The sequence below is a fragment of the Streptomyces sp. NPDC058335 genome, from assembly GCF_042723915.1.
Classification (GTDB): Bacteria; Actinomycetota; Actinomycetes; order Streptomycetales; family Streptomycetaceae; genus Streptomyces.
Genome location: NZ_JBHXHX010000011.1, coordinates 212,288 through 227,552 on the forward strand (window position 1 = coordinate 212,288; position 15,265 = coordinate 227,552).

A 15,265-nucleotide genomic window follows, 5' to 3' on the forward strand; every position below is an offset into this window, starting at 1 on the left:
GCCGTCGTCGTGGCAGCCGACGATGTCGGCGCGTCCGTCACCGGTGGTGTCCGCGAGGAATCGGGGATGCTTGTCGGCAAGCCAACCACCTGCCTTCTCGTCGTGACCGAACGCCGGTAGAGCCGGTTCGTCGGCGAGTGGTGCGAACTTTCCTTCCTCGTCCTGGAGTGACACCCAGACGCCGTCGTCGTGGCAGCCGACGATGTCGGCGCGTCCGTCACCGGTGGTGTCCGCGAGGAATCGGGGATGCTTGTCGGCAAGCCAACCACCTGCCTGCTGGCCGTGTCCGAACGCCTTGAGGGCCGGCTCGCCGCCCGCAGGCGCGAACGTCCCGTCCTCCCCTTGCAGGGACACCCGGACACCGTCGGCACAGAGCATGACGACGTCGGGCCTGCCGTCGCCTGTCGTGTCCGCGAGGGTCCACAGGTCCTTGGGGCTCGGGGAGGGTGCGGGTGGGTGCAGGACGTGCTCTACGTCGTCGAACGTGCCGTCGCCTCGGGCTGAGGCCGTCACAGCCCCCGTCGCGGGTTTGAGTCCCACGATGTCCGCTCCTCCTGCTCCCGTGGTGTCGGCGAGGAACCGTTCACCGAGCCCGGCCCACCAGCCTGGCTTCCCGCTGTGAGAGTGGCCTGCTCCGGCGCTCTTCCACCCGCCGGCGTCCTGGTCGCTCCCGAACCGCTTGAGGACCAGCAGCATGTCGCTGAAGGAGGGCGTCGCGTCGGGTGCCGGCCGCAGCGCGGCCGTGCGGGCCAGCCGCCAGGACCGGCGGCCGTTCCAGTGGCTCAGGGGCACCCAGCGCAGCACGGGGTCGCTGGTGCGTTCGGGTGCGGCCGGGACGAACCGCCACCGCTGGCTCTCCGCGCTGTCGTCGTACGCGCGCAGGACGACCCGGGTGTCGTCCGCTCCTGGGTCGGCGAGGTCGAGAACGGTGCCGTCGGATGCGCCCTCGATGAAGTAGACGCCCGCTTCGCCCTCAACGGGGATGACGTGCCACTGCTGGCCCTTCTTGCCGGCGGTGGCGTCCCACTGGCGCAGACCGCGGTCCGCGGCGGCGGGGTTGTCGAGCACCTTGCCGCTGACCGCGTTGCGGATCACATAGGCCTGGTCGTCCTGCGTGGACTGTACGGCGGTGAGCTGCCACTGCTCCGGGCTCGGGCCGCCATCGGGGAAGTCTCGGACGACGAGCGCCCCGTCCGCGCTCGGCGCGGCCTTGGCGCCGAGGGTCTTCCCGGTGGCGGCGTTGACGATCTCCAGTTTCAGTTCTTCCGTGGGCACGGGCATCGTGGTGCCTCTTCCAGGCGGTGCGGGCGTTGGCCCGGGACGGATGTGGCGCGGCGGTGGCGGCGGATCACGTGAAGACGTGGTGGTACGGGACGTTCCACTCGTTGGGCAGCCGCGGGTAGAACGTGTTGATGACCGTCCCGGTGAAGTCCCCGCCCCAGTTGTAGGTCAGCCGCACCTCGCTGTCGGCCGTCACCGTGTGGTCCTTGAACCCGAGGATGGCGTCGGGGTGGGTGATCGGCACGAAGGTGATCCCGCCCCACGGCGTCACCGTGACGACCCAGAGCTGGCTGTCCTCGGGCGCGCCGTTCTTCCCGCGCCACTTGTCGCCGACCTTGTCGGGGAGGCCGACCTGAACGGTGTCGGCCGTGCTCTTGGGGGCCTCCTGGTGGACGGTGATGCGCCTGCGCTGCGGCTTGGGCACGCCGTCGTCACCCCGCCCCGCGTCGGCTGCGCCTGCACCGGAGGGTTTGGGCGGCACCTGACCCGCGGCGCTTTCGATGAAGTACAGCGGCCGTTGCCCGAAGAAGCCGGCGGGGGTGATGTGCCAGAGGTGGCCCTGCGCGTCCTTGGTGGCCGGGTCGAGCGCGGTGGCCAGCTTGACCCCCTTGTCGTGGCTGTCCTCCTTCAGCTCGGCGGGCCGCAGGTAGCCGCCGTTGAAGGCGTGGACGAGCATGACCGGCCGATTCTCGAGCAGCGCTGCCACGATGGCGTTGTCGTAGCTGTTCACCGCTACGGGGCCGCCGACTACCAAATTGGCCATCGTTGTGCGTTCTTGGGTGTACATCGCGGAAACCTCACCTGTTCTTGATGTGGAGGACATTGCGCCGGCGCTCAGCGCAGTGGTCCGTCGTGCGGCATTACCGCAAGCCCTATCGAGTTCGGCCGAAACGGCTCGAAAACGAATAGAAGACCGAAGCAAATAGCCCTCACCGAGGGTGCCAAAACCCGCAGGTGGGACTCTCGGAAAGCCATCGGTCGAGCAATCGGAAGGCTTCAACTTACCTTCCATTACTCCCAGTTGGGAGCGGACGGTGAACCTTTTTCACTCGAATGGGCGTGATGCGCAAAGACGCCTTCCCAGGCAATTTGGATCCTGCTAGCTTCGATTTTGGGAATGCGCGCAGATCACTGTTCCCATTCCACCAAATGCGGTTCTGCCGGATCAGCCAAGGATGGGGAATGCCTTCCAACGCGTACAACCTGGAACGGGTCAAGCGCCAGCCGCTGACGAAGAAGAACCTGCGAGAACTCGACATCGAGAAGACCTGGCAGTCGATCCTGAATCACCCCAACCTGGTCTACACCGACAACAACGGCGTGCAGCACAAGCCCGTCGGGTTCTCCATCAACAAGTTGAGCTTCGGCGCTTTCCCCGGCTCCGCGTTCGATCGGGGCTGGCTCGCCTATATGACCCTCGGGGAGCCCCTGATCGAGGAGCGGTGCGATATCACCCAGCCCCCGCCCGACACGTTCTCCTCACGCGCCTACGTCAACCGCAGCCAGACGTCTTCGATGACCTTCACCGACTCGGTCGATTTCACCGTGTCGAACGGGGTCACGTGGTCGCTCCACGGGGACGCCAAGCTCACCTTCGGCGGCAGCGTCGGCGCGCAGCTCCAGCTGCAACTGCAGAACCAGCTCAAGCTGGACCTCCAGGCGCAGCTCCAGACGCAGCTCCGGAACGACATGGCGAACAAGAACGCGAACACCCTGACCAACAAGAACAGCAAGGACAGCGTCGGGGTGGACAACGCCAACGCCACCGAAACGGCCGCGACGAATTCCGTGGGAAACACCGCGGCGAACTCGGTGACGAACTCGGTGGCGTTCACCACCCAGGGCAGCGCCACCGGAAACGCGTCGCTCAACGCGCAGTTGGCGCTGGGCATCGCGGCATCCGTCGGCGGCTCCCTGACCACCAGCTGGACCTCGAAATCGCAGATCTCCGGCCAGGTCCCGGCAAGCTCCCGCGTGGAGACCATCGCCACGCAGCGGCGCACCCACAAGCACTACACGTACGAGATCCCGGTGACCTTCTGCGGGTTCATCGCGGTGAAGTACGCCGTACCGGTGGCGGTCCTGTCTCCCCCGCAGTCCGGGAACCTCCCTGGCCTCGACCAGGTGGTCGCCCGCGACATCGGCGACATCGACCTGGCGGGCGGCGCCGGCTTCCGCATGAAGGGACTGGCCGAGGTCGTCTCCGCCCTGGAGGTCCACCACACGATGTTCGACGACGAGAGCCTGACCTACAGCCAACGAGCGCTGCACAAGGGGCCTTGACCGAGCGGTGCCACCGCCACGACGACGACCAGGGGTGATGACCATGGTGTTCGACAACATCTTCAAATTCGCGAACCAAGGCACGGGGCTCTTCTCCGTAAACACCGACGACGTCAAGTCGCAGCCGGGTGCGGACGTCGACTTCGAGGACGCCCAGGACGGCACATACGACGACAGGAGCACGAGCCTGTTCAGCAACGAGATCCACGGCGCTTCCACCCGGTCGAAGGTCGTGCAGGAGCAGTCGCCCGAAGCGCGGGCCGTCCTGGGCCTCCTCGGCTCCTTCATCCGGACCACCCAGGCATCGGCCGGTGCGCAGGCCCAGCACCCCCATGCCGGCTCAGTGTCCGAGGCAGCATCCGCCGGCATGAACCAGGCGAGTGCGACGGTGACGGATCACAGCGGCCTGCAGAAGGACGAGGACCTGGAGAACAGGCCGAAGAAGAGCGACTACGCCAAGCCCCCCAAGACTCCGGAAGCCCCCCAGGCCCCGGAAGCGCCCAAGGCGCCCAAGGCGACCGCCGAGACCCCGTCCAAATCCCAGTAACGCCCGGGTCACGAGGGGGCAGGGGCGAGACCGCCCCTGCCCCCTCGTGTGTCATACGGGAAGAAGCTGCCACTGCCGGTCCCGGTGATCGCCCTCCGCGTCGTCCTGCTTGATCACCGCACGGGCGTTGGTGTCGACCCGCAGCAGCAGACCGCTGTTCCGGTTCGCGATCTCGTACACCCGCGGGGTGTCCGTCACCGAGCCCATCGGGATCAGCCGCCACTGCTGGTGGTGTGCGTCGCCTCCCTCGTAGGCGCGTTGCGCGACCGCCGCCCCGGCCGCCTCGTGTGCTCCGACGACCTCCAGGACCTTGCCGCTGCGCACGTTCTCGAACCGGTACAGGACGTCGCCGTCGTCATGGCCCGCCGCGACCAGCCGCCACCGCTGGTGGTCCCTGGAGGCGGCGAGCAACTGGTGGATCTCGGCCCCGTCCCTGGTGGACTCGCGCAGGACCCCCATCCGCAGCCTGCTGCGGACGTTGGCCCAGAAGACCACCGTGCCCGACTCGGGCAGCCCGGCCATCTTCGCCGACGCGATCCTCCGCACCCGGTTGTTGACATGGTCGGCGATGTAGAGGGCGTCGACGCAGTCCACAGCGAGCCCGAACGGGTTGTACAGCTGGGCCGAAGCGGCCGGGCCGCCGTCACCGCCGAAGCCCGCAGCACCCGTGCCGGCCACCGTGGTGATCTTCCCGTCGGCCGCGACCTTCCGGACCCGGTGGTTACCACCATCGGCGATGTAGAGGCCGCCCGCGCGGTCCACCGCCACTGCGTACGGAGTCTTCAGCTGGGCTGCGACCGCTGGACCACCGTCTCCCGCGAATCCCGCGACCCCGGTCCCCGCGAGCGTGCTGATCTTCCCGTCAGTCGTGATCTTCCGGACACGGTGGTTGCCGTGGTCGGAGATGTAGAGGGTGCCGGTGCTGTCCACCGCCACCCCCAACGGGGTGTGCAACCGGGCGGCGGTGGCGGGCCCGTCGTCCCCGCCGAACGCCGCGGCGCCCGTGCCGGCGACCGTGCTGATCCTCCCGTCGGCCGTGATCTTCCGAACGCGGTGGTTGTTGGTATCAGCGATGTAGACGGCGCCTGTGCTGTCCACCGCGACCTCACGCGGGTAGTTCAACTGGGCCGAGACGGCAGGCCCGTTGTCCCCGCTGAATCCCGCGACCCCGGTCCCCGCGACCGTGCTGATCTTCCCGTCAGTCGTGATCTTCCGAACCCGATGGTTGTTGAAGTCGGAGAAGTAGAGAGTGCCGGTGCCGTCCACCGCAATCCCGTACGGACGGTTCAACTGAGCCGCAACAGCAGGCTCGTTGTCCCCTTTGAACCCCGCAGCCCCGGTCCCCGCCATCGTGCTGATCGTAGGAGCGTAGTGCTCGTCACCTGTAGTTCCCGCGTGGGCAGTGCTCATCTTCGTCCCTTCGCCGTTCACCCGACCGCCGACTTCGATGGTGACGGACAGCGGACAACCAGGGACGAAAAGCAGGACGCCAAATCACGCAATCGTCTGGAAAAGGAGCGTTTACCCATCTGCAGCTTTGGGACGCCTCCTCTACAGGGCGAACTTGTCGTCGGCATGCGACCGAAAGCCCAGCCACCCTCACGAGGTAACAGCAAGTATGACGTTGACGAGGCTGGGGTTTCAGTCGCTGTACGCGCCGCGGCATACGGCCGTGTCGACCATCCCCCATCACCGAAAGGTGATCGCCCTGCGGAGAGACGAGGACAGACCCAGCCCCAGCACTCCAACACCCTGCTCAACAAGGCCGCAGCCGGGGCTGTGCCCATCATGACAGCGACCTGACCGCGCCGGCCCCTGGCGCCGCACCGGCACATGCGAATTCGCCGCATCCGGGGCGCTGGCCGCGCGTCCGCAGCCCGCGGACGCGCGGCCACGCTCCGGCTGGGATCCCCGAGAACGCGGCGGAGACGCCCCGGTTGCGGTCGCCGCGAACACCGGCTGAAGTCGTCTGTGCCCCCGGCGTCGAAGACGCCCACCTCCTCGACGCCGTCTTCCAGGCCGACCTCGCTGCTTCGGCGGGCAGAGCCCCGAACTTGCCTCCCGTTACCGGGCCAACTGAACCAGCCCCATGTCGCCGGCGCCGGCCCTCCGGCCGGGGCCGGGTCGTTCCGGGCTCTGCCGGAGATGTGCCGACCGCCCGAGGGTCAGACCCGGGACGGCATCAACGTTGAGCGCCGAGGTGGCAGAGCGGAGCCCGTCGGAGCCCAGACAGCACGCCCACGGCTTGCGTGATGGGCGTCGCGCCCGCAGTGCCGCGGCGGCCGCTCAGAGGTGGCCGTCCAAGACCTCCCGTACCTCGGCGATGGTCATAGGCCCCGTGCCGTGCGCCACCGCCTCTCCCTCCTTCAGCAGGACGTAGGACGGGGCGCCGGTGATCCCGTATCGCTCGGTTGCGGCCGGACAGCGCGTGATGTCGGTGCGGACGGCCGTCAGGCGGCCCGTGTACTCGTCGGCGATGCCGCTCATGAGGAGGTCCATCGCCCGGCAGGGCTCGATCGCCTTGGGCCATGTCCCGGTGAAGTATGCGAGGACCGGAACTCCGCTCATCCCGAGGATGAAATCGAACTCCGCGTCCTCACGGGGTTGGTGAACCCGCTTCGCCATGGAAGCTCCTGACCTCGCGTTCCGTCATTCCCTCCCCATCATCCCCCGCGCGGTACGGCAGGCCTGCCCGGGTCGGTCGTCCGGCTGACCTGTTGTCGGGAGGGAGGGACGGGGCCGGCCGCGCGTGGTCCCTGGTTCTCGTAACGTCACAGCTCACGGCCGCGCTTTCGCGATCGCTGCCAGGGCGGGCGTGCGCCCGACATCCGGCATCGGTGATGTCCTGCGCGATGCGCTCGGCGTACTCAGTGTCAGCAAGGGCCAGCCCTATGGCCACGCCCTGTAGGGCGATCGCCTTGAACACGTCGTCGGTCATTCTTTCCGCGGTCCGCCTGGCGCGGTCGGCGTAGGCCGGTCTACGTTCGACGAGTCCGGCTTGTAGGCACGAGATCTCGAATGGCTGTCAGTCACGGTGCCTCGTGTCCTCGGGTGTCTGGCGAACGATGCGTTCGGCTTCGCGGGCGTAGACCGCCGCGCGGTCGGGATCGCTCTCGACCAGGGCCTTTCCGGTCTCCATCAGCGTCGCGGCGATCGCAATTCCCTCCGTGAGGCCCCGCCGACTCGCTCGACCCGCCCGGCCGAGTGTGAACCGCCCCGCAAGCGCGTCGTGCAGCCGGTGGCCGTCCGAGGTCGCTCGACAGCGGCCAAGGAAGACCACCACCAGGCGCACGAGCCCACCGCCGACTGAGCAGCAGAAGCCCAACTCACCAATGTCCCCGAGAAGCCCCAGGGCGGCAAGAAGAAGTGGGTCCGTAGCTGTGGCGTTCTTCACGGGCGAGGGCTTACGGGTGGGCTCAGGCCGTGCACGCCCGTCCCCCAGATCCACTGCGCTACGCTCCGCGCCATGAAGCTGAAGGCAGTGGCCACGATGATTCTCGTCGGGGCGGGCGGCATAGCCGTCCTCGCGGCAACGGGAGTGTGGGCGCTGTCGGGTGGGCTCTACGGCTGTACCAGGGCTGACGAAGAGCTCGCCCCCACCCTGGCGTCCCTGTCCATCCTCGACGCGCACCCGAGCCAGACGCAGCCCCAGGACGAGCGGTACTCCGGATGCGACGAGGATGACGGCTTCGCCTACGCCGGGCAGTACTACCGACTCACGACATCCCGAGCCGACGTGCTGACCTTCTATCGCCAGGCCGCCACAGAGGACGGCTGGCGAATCGAGAGCGCCAACCCTTCGCCGTCCCCTGCACCCGGTAACCTCGCGGTCGACATCTCGGCGCTCTGCTTTGAGAAGCCCGTCGCGGGCACCACCGCCCATCTCGCTGTGTGGTTCCCCAGCGATCTCGGGGAGAGCCCCGACGACTACGGCCTAGAAGTCACAGCCAGTCATGACGGCACCGCCTGGTGCTGACCCGGCATCGGCACGTTCGCGCGAACCGAGGCGATTCCTCCTCCCCCCCCCGGCCTGACAGCCGAACTCCCTGAGGTGCCTCTTGAAGTCGCCTCAAACGAGTAGTGGCAACAGTGATTGGGGCCGACAGTTCGGGCCGGGAATGAGAGCCGGCTCCCGCTGGAGGAGTTGTTGTTTTGCTGTAAGGCAGGCCAAGGGTGGATCTGGTCGACAAGCCGCTGAGGCCGGGTGACTTGGCAGCGGCCGAGGCCAGAAGCACCGTCGGCATGAGTGCCGTGACGGCGTAGGCGATGAACATGGCAGTACCTCAACTGTCTGACGGGGTGGAGTAGGTACGCAGCAGAAAACTGTTCGTGCTCCCCTTCGCTTGTCAGGCGTTCTCGAGCAGCAGGGCGCTGAGCTCCACGGTATTGGTGATCATGGAGTCGAGCTCCTCAGCCCCACCCGTCGCCCGGAGACGGCCAGCAGCAAGGATTGCGCGGGTCCCCTGACGTCCGGACCGTCTCCGATGGATGATGGACAGGGCCGGAGTCCACTGCCATGAGCCGGACACCGGCTGTCAGCTCCTTGGCTCCGCCGAAAGACGCAGGAGTACGACTTTGCAGGCGCAGCGATCGGGCAACAGCCTCCGGCGGGTAGGAGCGGGTGAGTCCCAACGGCCTGTGGACGACCTCCTCGACGAGTCGACTGCCCAGGGGCGCCGGAGGGGTCGACCCCCGCTACGCCACTTTTTGAACCCTTCGGCGATGATGCCGCGCAAGTCGTGATCACCGGCCCCGGCGTCACGGGCGTCGAAGAGTCGCTGCGCGTAGGCCGGGGGAAGGTGGACGGTGAGGCGGCTGAACCCTCCGGCCGGAGCAGGTCACAGCGTTGCGCAGACCGCCCCAGCGGTTGCGCAGCCACCAGCCGCAAGCAGTCGGCCGTCGGAGGCCCCGGCCGCTGAGGGTGCGGGCTGCTCAGGCCTTGAGCAACGACGAGGAGCGCGAGGGCAGCGGCGTTTGGTGTTCGATACAGCCGTGTCGGGCTGCCCGCGTCGCCTGACCGGCCCCTCCAGGGTGCCACCTGCCGTTTCCGATGCTTGGCTGTTCCTGACAGGGCCGGTCATGGGATTCCGTTCGAGTAAGCGCCGACGCATCAACCCCGATCCCTGAACCTGAACGCATACACGGCCGTGGTCTGTGCGCAGGCGTCGGCACCTCACCGCCCATGGGAGGTTCACATGCAATCTGCTGTGCACAGTTTGATGTTGGATCTCAAGGATGCCACTCTTGATCACCAGCGCACCCACGGATGCGGCTCGTACCCCTTCGGTGACGGCGCACAGCTGGCGGCCTGGGCCATAGAGGCAGGCGCGCGCAGCGCCGTGGAAATCGGTACTTCCCTTGGATACTCCGCCGCATGCCTGGCTAACGTCGGGATCCTCGTGCAGACCGTGGACCGCGACCCCGTCCACATCGAGCTCGCGCAACGGCATCTGAGCGAACGGGGTCTGGCCAACCGCGTGAACTGCATGACGGGCGAAGCCGTGGAAGTCCTCGCTGACCTGCCCGCGGGCGAGGCGGACCTCGCCTTCTTCGACGGCATGGAGGTGAGCGTCGCCGAAATCGAGGTACTGGCCAGGGCACTGCGCCCGGGCGGATTGCTGATTGTCAGCAACATGAAACTCGGTGGCGAGGCAGCCGAGGTCCGCGAGTTCATCGGCGGCTGGCAGCCCTGGGAGGACGGCGAGGAGTTGTTCGCCGTCAAGCCGCCGCAAGCATGGTGACAGGGCCCCGAAGACCAGAACCCACTTCGCCGTCATCCGCCAGAATCCGCTGCCCTGCCGGTACAGAACCCGTCGTTTCCCCGTCATCGCCATGCCCGCACGCTGTCCGCAGCCCCGCAACTCAGTGTAGGCGTCCTTCGCCACCGAGCGCGGCCCCGACCGGTCGGTGCCGCCGATGGCCGCTACCGCCGCGATCGGGCCGGTGTGCATCTGCCGGCCACCGCCATCGAGGAAGGGCGGGGACCTGACCTCGATGACGGCGTCCTGGCCGACATCGCCTACCGTCTGCTGCCCGCCGGACGGCCCAGCCTCACTTCAGGTGCCGGTCCAAGAACCGGCACCCGTCCTCCAGCTCGAACCACGGGGTGCCGGTGTGCCCGCCCAGATTCGCGTGCAGCGTCTTCTCCTTGCTGCCGAAAGCATCGAACAGGTCCAGGGCCCGCTGCCGGGGGTTGCCCTCGTCGTCCCACTGCAGCAGGAACAGCAGCGGAATGGTGACCTGCCGGGCCTCCTCGCGCTGGGCACGGGGCACGTACCCCCCGGCGAAGAAGCCGGCAGCCGCGATGCGCGGCTCGACCACCGCCAGCCGAATGCCGAGGGCGGTCCACCCCCCGGAGTACCCGACCGGGCCGCCGATCTCGGGCAGCTCAAGGAGGGCGTCCAAAGTGGTCTGCCATTCCGGGACCGCGTTGTCGACCAGCGGACCGATGAAGGACTCGAAGATGTCGTCGACCGGCTCGCCGGCCTGCATCGCACGCCGCAGGTCGGCGCGAGCCTGCTCGTCGGCGGCGGAACGGGGCCGGTCACCGCACCCGGCGGCGTCGATGGTGGCCACCGCGTAGCCGCGCGCCGCGGTGTACCGGGCCCGCGCGACCAGCCGGGGGTCCGCCTTGGGCAAACCGTTGTTGTGGGCCATCAGGACCAGCGGAGCGGGCCCGGATCCGGGCGTCCACAGGGTGCCGGGAATCTCACCGAGGGTGAATGCGCGCTCGAGAACGCCGTCGTCGAGACGCTGTTCAGACATGAACTGCATGGTCGTGCTCATTCCGGAGTGCTCAGAGTGGCGCTCCCGGACGACCTATCGCCCGACCGTGACCCCGGAGGGGAGCACCCATGTCGATACTGCGTTCACGGGTACCACCTCCTCGTTCTCTCGCACGGCCTCCCGGAGGCTAGCAACGGTCACCATGGTCCGCCAACGGGTTTTTACGAGGCTCCGTGGCCGGATGCCGCCTCATCGCACAGGACACGGTGGAGGCCGGCCCGGAAGGTGAAGGAGACCATTGGGCCCGGTCGCGGGCGCCGACTTTTCTCATGGTCGGGCCGCATGCGTCTCCACGGTGAACGGTGACACGGACATCTGGGCCGCGATCTCGTCACCGCCGCCACTTACGGACGGTGTCCGCGGTCACCCGCGGATTCCGGGCGACCGCGACAATCGGCGCTGCTTCCGGCCCCGCCCAGGCGCACGATCCGCGCCCGCAGAGCCAGGGCCCTCATGGATCGACCAGGTCGAGCGGTGATTCGGCTACCTCGCACACGTGATGATCCGCCGCGGCGCTCCCCCGCCTCTGCCGACGGATCTCTGGCGCAGGACGCTAGTCCCGTGTCCGTCTGGCCATCGCCTCCCAGAAGCGGTCCAGTTCGCGGACCCGCATGCCGACCCAGCGCGGGGTCTTCCTGCGCAGGCCCCGGGGCAGCCAGCGCCGTACGTTGCCGGGCAACAGGGCCTGTTGCTGGCGGCAGAACGGCTCGCGGATCTCTCCCCGCGGCAAACCGCCCCGGGGAGGGTACGGGCAGAGCTGGAACTTGCAGTCGGGCAGACAGGCCGACCCAGGCGCGGGCGGGGTGGACGTGCCGATGCGCAGTCCCGGCTGCAGCGGCTCCCGGTCCGTACGGATGCACGGCGGCAACGACATCCCAGGCTGCTCCATGCGGGCCAGGCGTTCCTCGACCTCGTCCGGGTGCCCGTCCCGTTCGACAAGGTTCAGCATCACCAGGACGTCGGCGACGAGCCGCTGGGCGCGCGGGTCGAGGGTGCTCCAGCCGACCGAGGGAGGAATCCACAGGCTGTGTCTTCGGTAACCCCCGATGTGGCCCGCGCGGGCGCCGATGTTGTCGGCGACACCCTTCTCGTCGATCCACAGGAACCGCTCGGGCTGTCCGGTCTCTAGGGCGAGGGCGACCAGGTCGCCGGCCTCGGCGACGAACGGATGCAGGCGCCGCCGGGCCGGTTCGCCGGGCTGGTCCGGTTGACCCGGCGCCGCGCTCCCCGTGCCCGCCATCGCCAGCCAGCGCTTCACCGTCCGTACGGCCGTGGCCCCGCCGATCGGCTGGAACGGCTGGTGCCCGTCGGGCCGGCCGCCGCCACCGTCCGGGAGTTCCCACAGGCACAGTGCCTGGAGCAGACTGAGCTGCGCGTACCAGCAGCGTGACTGCTGGAGCACGGTCTCCGCCTGACGGATCAGGTCGTTGCGGCCGCTCAGATAGGTGTGGGGATGTCGGTGGCGCCGGTTGGCCGCGTACTTGAAGCCCTGGGCCAGCGCGGCCTCCAGGGCGAGCGGCAGGTCGGGGGTGCCGCCGGTGAACTTGGGATCGAGGTGGCGCAGCCACTTGGTGAGGCGCTCCCGCGCCTCGTCGCGATGGGCCTCGTCGACGGAGCCCAGGAGCATCGGGAGCATCCAGGCCCGCATCACGAACTCCCGGAAGAGATCGACCCGCCGGTCTCGGTAGTGCCGGTTCAGTTCCCTGCGGTCCTCCTGCAACCTCCCGATGTCGTCGGCCGACGCGCCTCGCGCGGACGTACGGTCCCCCCGCGCCCTCCTCATACGCGCGGACCATGCCTCGTACTCCTGTCTCTTCCAGGCCTTGAGCCTGTCCAGCCGGTCGTTGTACTCCTGCACGGGGTCGCTGTTCAGGCCGACCCGCTCGCGGATCACAGCGAAGGCCGCGTTGCCGCCCGTGCCGAACTCCTGGGCCACCACCAGGCGGATCGAGTAGGAGGGTTCCTGGATGCCCAGTCGGAAGAGCTCCCAGTACAGCGGCGTGGTGTCGATCCGGTCGGAGACCTTCCGCAGCGCGGCACCCAGCTGTTTGAGCACTCTGCGCTTGGCGTCCCTCAGGGTGCGCCGGTCCCCCTTGATGCCGGCCCAGTGTTCGCGCACCGCGGTGACAATCTCACTCAGCTGCCTCGGGTCGTCCTCGGCGCTCGCGATCTCCAGGGCGGCCGCATAGAGGTCCAGGGCCTTGGGATCGTCGGTGCGGCGGCTCGCCATGGCGCACAGCCGGTGGGCGAGCGGGCGGCTCCCCACGGGCGCCTGCCGTACCAGTTCCGCGATCTCCTTGCGCATCTCGGCCCGCACACCCTGTCCCCGGGCCGGAGGGCTCGCCGCCCGACCCCGGGACAGCAGGACGAGGGCGATGAGCAGTTCGCGGCTGGGGCCGGGCGGCTGGAGCGCCTGCTCGGCCAGGTCCCCGGCGCCCCGCTCCCCCAGGTGGTCGAGCAGGCGACTGCCGAGATAGGCCTGGATGATGCTGTGCGGGAAACGGACCCTGTGCTCGAAGCTCTCCACCAATCTGAGCTTGCTCGCGTGGGCCGCCAAGCGGGCGAGGACAGCACGGCACTGGTCCATGTTGCCCTCGCGCAGCCGTCTGCGCTCCGCGTCGCCGAGCCGCTCGCACAGCGCGTCCCAGATCTGGTACCGATGCCAGTCGGTGAGGGTGTTACCGCGCTTGCCGTACCGGTCGAAACCGCGGCCGGCCCACACCTGCTCCGCTCGCACCCGTGCGCGCCGCGCCGGGCTGGGGTGCAGGACGTCGGGGTCCAGCAGCTCGGCGAAGCCGACCTCCAGCTTGTCCTGGAGCAGTCCGACACAGGCCAGCGCCGACACCACTTCGAGCGTGTCCCGGCGCTCCTGCGGGGCCAGCGCCACGTCCTCGCGCAGCTTGCCCTCGCACAGCGCCTCGGCCCAGGTCTCCAGCAGCCAGAGCCGCAGGGTGGCGCGGTCGCGGCTGCGGGTGTTCATGTGCCGCGGATCGTCGTCCGGGCGGTCGTGCTCGAGGATTCCCCGCCGGTGGAGTTCACGGGCGATATGGAGGTAGATCGGCGACTCGGTCACCTCAGCCGTCTCCACGATCCAGTCGACCCGGCGCTCGTCGGTCTCCGGCACGTCCGCCTCGACGAAGTGCAGCGCCTCCTCCTCGCTGAGCGGTTCCAGCACCACGATCGCGGCGGAGGTGGTCTCCAGCGGACTGTGCGGTCGGGAGGCGATGACCAGGGGCAGCTTCTCCTCGTGGGCGCGCTCGATGGCCCGGCGGATGACGTTGTCCCGGTTCTGCTGCCGGTCGTCGTCGAGCAGGGCCTCCTCCAGCCCGTCGGCGAGGACGACCGGCTTGTCGTCGGCGAGAAGCTGCTGCCACACCCGGTCGGTCTTGGTGCGCGCCAGAATGCCCTTGGGCGCCTCCTGGGCGAAGCGCTGCCTCGCCAGGCGTTCGAAGTTCAGGTCGGCGACGTCCGCCGCGTCCCTCAGTCTGACCGGCACCGGTACGGCGTTCTGGCGGGCCAGGAGTTCGGTGAGCCGTACGAGGACTGCGGTCTTCCCCGCTCCTACGCCGCCGACGAGCAGGTACGGGCGCCGGGTGTCTCGCTCCCGCAGCCGCTCGGCGATGACCTGGGCGATGTCGTCGCGGCCCACGATCTCGGAGGTGTCGTACCCGGCGGTGGACACCAGCCGGCGCGGATCCCGCAGCGCCTTGGTGAGGTAACGCCGTTTGGTCCAGCGGTACCACCAGAACAGGAAGAGCGCGGCGGCGATCGAGGCGGCGAGGATCGGACCGATGAACCTGAAGACGGTGTCGAATCCCGGGTTACCCTGCCGCCATTGCTCGAAGCCGGTCGTGTCGTCCGTGATGAGGATGAACAGACCCTCACCGACCCAGGCGAGCAGCGCCAGCACGGCGACCAACCAGATCACCCTGGTGACGTTGGCGTAGGAGAGCCATCGGCGCCACTTTCTGGGGCGGGTGGCGCCTCGGCGAGCCTCCAGACGGATCGTCAGGGAGTGCCACCGGCCGACGAACCCGTGTCCGACCCGGTTCGCCGTCCGTCGGAGGGCCAGTGTGGCCATCGGCGCGTCGCGCGGACGCTCCTTGCCGGGCGGATGGCGGACGACCCTCGTCATGGCGTTCTCCTTGCGAGTGCCTGGAGCGGACCCGGGACGGAGGACCCGCGGGACAGAGGATTCGCGCGGCGCCGACGGCTACTTCCATGGAATCACTCCCGGCACGCTCCGCAACCCGGGCATCCTGCGCACTCGGGGCCATGGACCAGGTGATACGGCAAGGCGCCCGGCGCAGGGCTTTCGACGAACAGGCCCGCAGCCCGTGGGTCTCCTCACCGACGGCCTCAACGCCC

11 protein-coding genes and 2 pseudogenes are annotated in these 15,265 nt (G+C 68.7%); 4 read left to right on the top strand and 9 right to left on the bottom strand.

The window, feature by feature from the left end:
* Window positions 1–1,281, bottom strand: a 1,281-nt coding sequence (locus ACFWJX_RS23115; protein ID WP_383246202.1) for an RICIN domain-containing protein, incomplete at its 3' end; no start/stop codon positions are given.
* A gap of 67 nt (window positions 1,282–1,348) precedes the next feature.
* On the bottom strand, window positions 1,349–2,068 hold the full coding sequence (locus ACFWJX_RS23120; RefSeq protein ID WP_383246205.1) for a hypothetical protein: 720 nt from the start codon (window positions 2,066–2,068) through the stop codon (window positions 1,349–1,351).
* A 395-nt stretch (window positions 2,069–2,463) separates the two neighbouring features.
* Between ACFWJX_RS23120 and ACFWJX_RS23125 the strand changes: the two genes are divergently transcribed.
* Both ACFWJX_RS23125 and ACFWJX_RS23130 read left to right on the top strand, forming a co-directional pair.
* The gene (locus ACFWJX_RS23125) at window positions 2,464–3,564 is read left to right on the top strand and encodes a hypothetical protein (RefSeq protein ID WP_383246208.1); all 1,101 of its coding nucleotides are present in this window, start codon (window positions 2,464–2,466) and stop codon (window positions 3,562–3,564) included.
* 43 nt (window positions 3,565–3,607) lie between these two features.
* Window positions 3,608–4,111, top strand: coding sequence for a hypothetical protein (locus ACFWJX_RS23130; RefSeq protein ID WP_383246211.1), 504 nt, complete (start codon window positions 3,608–3,610; stop codon window positions 4,109–4,111).
* Window positions 4,112–4,162: 51 nt separating this feature from the next.
* Here ACFWJX_RS23130 and ACFWJX_RS23135 read toward each other — a convergent pair whose 3' ends face one another.
* The 3 genes from ACFWJX_RS23135 to ACFWJX_RS23145 form a co-directional block, all read right to left on the bottom strand.
* Window positions 4,163–5,521 carry an RICIN domain-containing protein gene (locus ACFWJX_RS23135; protein WP_383246214.1) on the bottom strand — a complete coding sequence of 453 codons (1,359 nt, stop codon included), beginning with the start codon at window positions 5,519–5,521 and terminating at the stop codon, window positions 4,163–4,165.
* Between the two features lie 876 nt (window positions 5,522–6,397).
* Window positions 6,398–6,736, bottom strand: a complete 339-nt coding sequence (locus ACFWJX_RS23140) for a thioredoxin family protein (protein WP_383246216.1) — start codon at window positions 6,734–6,736, stop codon at window positions 6,398–6,400.
* A 400-nt stretch (window positions 6,737–7,136) separates the two neighbouring features.
* Window positions 7,137–7,505, bottom strand: coding sequence for a hypothetical protein (locus tag ACFWJX_RS23145; protein WP_383246219.1), 369 nt, complete (start codon window positions 7,503–7,505; stop codon window positions 7,137–7,139).
* A 72-nt stretch (window positions 7,506–7,577) separates the two neighbouring features.
* Here ACFWJX_RS23145 and ACFWJX_RS23150 point away from each other — a divergent pair, with 72 nt between their 5' ends.
* Window positions 7,578–8,087, top strand: a complete 510-nt coding sequence (locus tag ACFWJX_RS23150) for a hypothetical protein (RefSeq protein ID WP_383246222.1) — start codon at window positions 7,578–7,580, stop codon at window positions 8,085–8,087.
* Between the two features lie 417 nt (window positions 8,088–8,504).
* Here the strand turns inward: ACFWJX_RS23150 and ACFWJX_RS23155 are convergent.
* Together ACFWJX_RS23155 and ACFWJX_RS23160 are read right to left on the bottom strand one after the other, a co-directional pair.
* A pseudogene (locus ACFWJX_RS23155) lies at window positions 8,505–8,806 on the bottom strand (hypothetical protein); the annotation flags it as partial.
* Window positions 8,800–8,937 (bottom strand): annotated as a pseudogene (locus tag ACFWJX_RS23160) (XRE family transcriptional regulator); the annotation flags it as partial. The pseudogenes ACFWJX_RS23155 and ACFWJX_RS23160, both read right to left, overlap by 7 nt.
* A 393-nt stretch (window positions 8,938–9,330) precedes the next feature.
* On the opposite strand from ACFWJX_RS23160, the gene ACFWJX_RS23165 reads away from it, so the two are divergent.
* Window positions 9,331–9,852: an O-methyltransferase gene (locus tag ACFWJX_RS23165; protein ID WP_383246225.1), complete on the top strand. Its 522-nt coding sequence runs from the start codon at window positions 9,331–9,333 to the stop codon at window positions 9,850–9,852.
* Window positions 9,853–10,162: 310 nt separating this feature from the next.
* Here ACFWJX_RS23165 and ACFWJX_RS23170 read toward each other — a convergent pair whose 3' ends face one another.
* Together ACFWJX_RS23170 and ACFWJX_RS23175 are read right to left on the bottom strand one after the other, a co-directional pair.
* On the bottom strand, window positions 10,163–10,885 hold the full coding sequence (locus tag ACFWJX_RS23170; RefSeq protein ID WP_383246228.1) for a dienelactone hydrolase family protein: 723 nt from the start codon (window positions 10,883–10,885) through the stop codon (window positions 10,163–10,165).
* 565 nt (window positions 10,886–11,450) lie between these two features.
* Window positions 11,451–15,032, bottom strand: a complete 3,582-nt coding sequence (locus tag ACFWJX_RS23175; RefSeq protein WP_383246231.1) for an NACHT domain-containing protein — start codon at window positions 15,030–15,032, stop codon at window positions 11,451–11,453.
* Window positions 15,033–15,265: the final 233 nt, after the last annotated feature.

Excerpts from the sequence above, each read along its gene's own strand:
- ACFWJX_RS23120 (WP_383246205.1), bottom strand. The coding sequence starts at position 2,068 with ATGTACACCCAAGAACGCACAACGATGGCCAATTTGGTAGTCGGCGGC.
- ACFWJX_RS23125 (WP_383246208.1), top strand. The coding sequence starts at position 2,464 with ATGCCTTCCAACGCGTACAACCTGGAACGGGTCAAGCGCCAGCCGCTG.
- ACFWJX_RS23130 (WP_383246211.1), top strand. The coding sequence starts at position 3,608 with ATGGTGTTCGACAACATCTTCAAATTCGCGAACCAAGGCACGGGGCTC.
- ACFWJX_RS23135 (WP_383246214.1), bottom strand. The coding sequence starts at position 5,521 with ATGAGCACTGCCCACGCGGGAACTACAGGTGACGAGCACTACGCTCCT.
- ACFWJX_RS23140 (WP_383246216.1), bottom strand. The coding sequence starts at position 6,736 with ATGGCGAAGCGGGTTCACCAACCCCGTGAGGACGCGGAGTTCGATTTC.
- ACFWJX_RS23150 (WP_383246222.1), top strand. The coding sequence starts at position 7,578 with ATGAAGCTGAAGGCAGTGGCCACGATGATTCTCGTCGGGGCGGGCGGC.
- ACFWJX_RS23165 (WP_383246225.1), top strand. The coding sequence starts at position 9,331 with ATGTTGGATCTCAAGGATGCCACTCTTGATCACCAGCGCACCCACGGA.
- ACFWJX_RS23170 (WP_383246228.1), bottom strand. The coding sequence starts at position 10,885 with ATGCAGTTCATGTCTGAACAGCGTCTCGACGACGGCGTTCTCGAGCGC.
- ACFWJX_RS23175 (WP_383246231.1), bottom strand. The coding sequence starts at position 15,032 with ATGACGAGGGTCGTCCGCCATCCGCCCGGCAAGGAGCGTCCGCGCGAC.